We start from the raw sequence: 2,468 nt of genomic DNA on the forward strand, positions 1-2,468 counted from the left end.
AGGAGCGGATGGATGAAGCAGCCGGCAACAGCACCACCCGACAGGCTCCCCTCATGAATGAGGGGAGCTGGCCGCCGCAAGGCGGTCTGAGGGGAGTTGACAACACGGTCGACGAATCAACAAGACAACACCACAGCCAACGCTACCGGATGTCGGCCCGGCCGCAGGCAGGCGCCCGACCGCCGCCGACGGCACAACGCCTCTACCGGATGTCGGCCCGGCGCACGATCAGCGTGCCGACGCCTTCGGCCACGATCCACCATCCGACGAGAATCAGCAGACTCTGCCACCAGTTCGGCATGAAGTAGTCCGGCTGTCCGACCGACAGCATTAACGACATCTGGTATCCGCCGCGCACGAACGTGTCGATGGCGGCGGACGGCAGGAACGCGCCGATGGTATTGATCCACACGAATCTGCTGGCCGCCAGCGAAATGATGCTCAGGAGGCTCGGCGCAAGCATGAGCAGGCCGACGAGCGCGAAGATGCCGCCCGGCGTCGCGCGGCATATCGCGCCGATGCCGAGCGCGATCTTCGCGGCCAGCGTTGCGGCCAACGCGGCGCCCAGCAGCGATATCCACGGCAGCCGCCACTGGTCGTCCGCAAGCGGCGTGACGGTCCAGCCACGGGATATGACGGCGAGCATCCCCCATGAAATCAACAGTCCGGTGAGCGAGGCCGCGAATGTCATGACGCCGACGACGAACGATTTCGCCTCGATGACGTCGGCACGACGTGGATTGGCGACGAACGTGGCCTGTATCGATTTCGTCGAATATTCGGATGTGACGGCGAGGACGCCGAAGATGCCGACGACGAGTGCCACCGTGGACGTCATGCCGGAGACCGACATCCACAGGTCGGCGGCGGATATCGGTTTGGGTGTGGCCAGCTGGTTGCCTTTCTCGTCCATGGTGGACGTGACCCATACGGACCATATGCTCAACGCCGCGCCCATAGGGTAGAACGCGACGGTGAGAGCCATGAGCCAGTAAGTGGATTGCAAGCCGAGCGTCTTGACGAATTCGGCGCGAATCGAGCCCCACATGCTTACGCGGCCGTTGGGGACCTCCGACCGGACGGCGGGACGGCGACGGTTGGCCCGCGGTGACCGCCGGGCATCGATCGGCTGGGGCAGATATTCGCCGTCAACGCCGGATTGCGATGCCGACTCCTGCCGCGGTGGCTGCGGTGCGGATGGTTCCGGCTGTGATGCCACCGCCCCGGCGGTGTGGCGTCCTCGTCGTCGTGCTGCGCTCATCGTGTCTCCCCCTGTCCTGCGTTCCGCGTCGATGCGGCCTTGTTGTCGACGGCGTCTTCGTTGCCAATGCGGGAATGGTATTCGACCGAGGCGTGCGTCAGTTCCATGTAGGCGTCCTCAAGCGACGTCCGTTCCTGCGTGAACCGGTAGACGACCACCTGGTTGTGGGCGAGCAGTTGGGCGACCGGTTCCAGCGGGACGCCGGAGACGAGCACCGCGTAGCCGCCCGCAGGATCGTCCTGTTCGCGGGGTACGTCCTGTATTCGTGCGCCGCGCAGGACGGCGAGCGCGGCATGGACCTGGCGTGGGTCGGGGGCGACGATGCGGATGCCATGTGTGGAATGCTCGTCCACGAACCGTGCCACGCTCACCTGCCGCAGTATGCGGCCTTGGCCGATGATGACGAGGTCGTCGGCGGTGAGGGCGACCTCGCTCATGAGATGGGAGCTGAGCAGCACGGCCCGGCCTTGCGCGGCATAGTATCGGCATAGGTCGCGCACCCATTTGACGCCTTCGGGGTCGAGGCCGTTGATGGGTTCGTCGAGCACCAGATTGTGCGGGTCTCCGAGCAGGGCCGCGGCGATGGAGAGCCGTTGGCTCATGCCAAGCGAGAACGTGCCGGCGCGGCGCTTCTTCACGCTGGCGATGCCGGTGAGGTCGATGACTTCGTCCACGCGGGATTTCGGGATGCCGTTGGTCAGGGCCAGCGCGCGCAGATGCGTGTAAGCGCTCATGCCTTTGTGGGCTGAGCGGGCGTCGAGCACTGCGCCGACGGAACGCATGGGTGAGCTGAGCCGGCCGAACGGACGGCCGTCGATGAGCGCTTCGCCGGAATCGGGGCGAATCAGGCCGAGCAGGGCCTTCATGGTGGTGGATTTTCCGGCGCCGTTGGGGCCGAGGAAGCCCGTGACGCGTCCGTTGAGCGCTTTGAACGAGACCTGGTCGACGGCCTTCTTTGCGCCGAACGACTTGACGAGTCCCTCTATCTCTATCATGATTCGAGCCTACCCGCACCGCCCTACACCAGCAATGCCCCGCCCATTGGGGACGACTCCTCGGCCCCGAGAGAAGCCGGTTGCCGAACGTCACAGCCATTGGGGACGACTCCCCTCAGACCGCCTACGGCGGCCAGCTCCCCTCGATCCCGAGGGGAGCCGAATGGATGGAACGACCCGCCCACCCGGCTCCCCTCCCTGAGGGGAGCTGT

At 65.7% G+C, this 2,468-nt stretch carries 2 protein-coding genes; both read right to left on the bottom strand.

Annotated features, from left to right (window positions below):
- Window positions 1-202 precede the first annotated feature (202 nt).
- Window positions 203-1,261, bottom strand: a complete 1,059-nt coding sequence (locus DF200_RS10495) for a hypothetical protein (protein WP_146192076.1) — start codon at window positions 1,259-1,261, stop codon at window positions 203-205.
- Window positions 1,258-2,256, bottom strand: a complete 999-nt coding sequence (locus DF200_RS10500) for an ATP-binding cassette domain-containing protein (RefSeq protein WP_109138214.1) — start codon at window positions 2,254-2,256, stop codon at window positions 1,258-1,260. The genes DF200_RS10495 and DF200_RS10500 overlap by 4 nt, the downstream gene beginning before the upstream one ends.
- Between the last annotated feature and the right edge of the window lie 212 nt (window positions 2,257-2,468).

It is taken from the genome of Bifidobacterium catulorum, from assembly GCF_003129925.1.
Lineage (GTDB): Bacteria > Actinomycetota > Actinomycetes > Actinomycetales > Bifidobacteriaceae > Galliscardovia > Galliscardovia catulorum.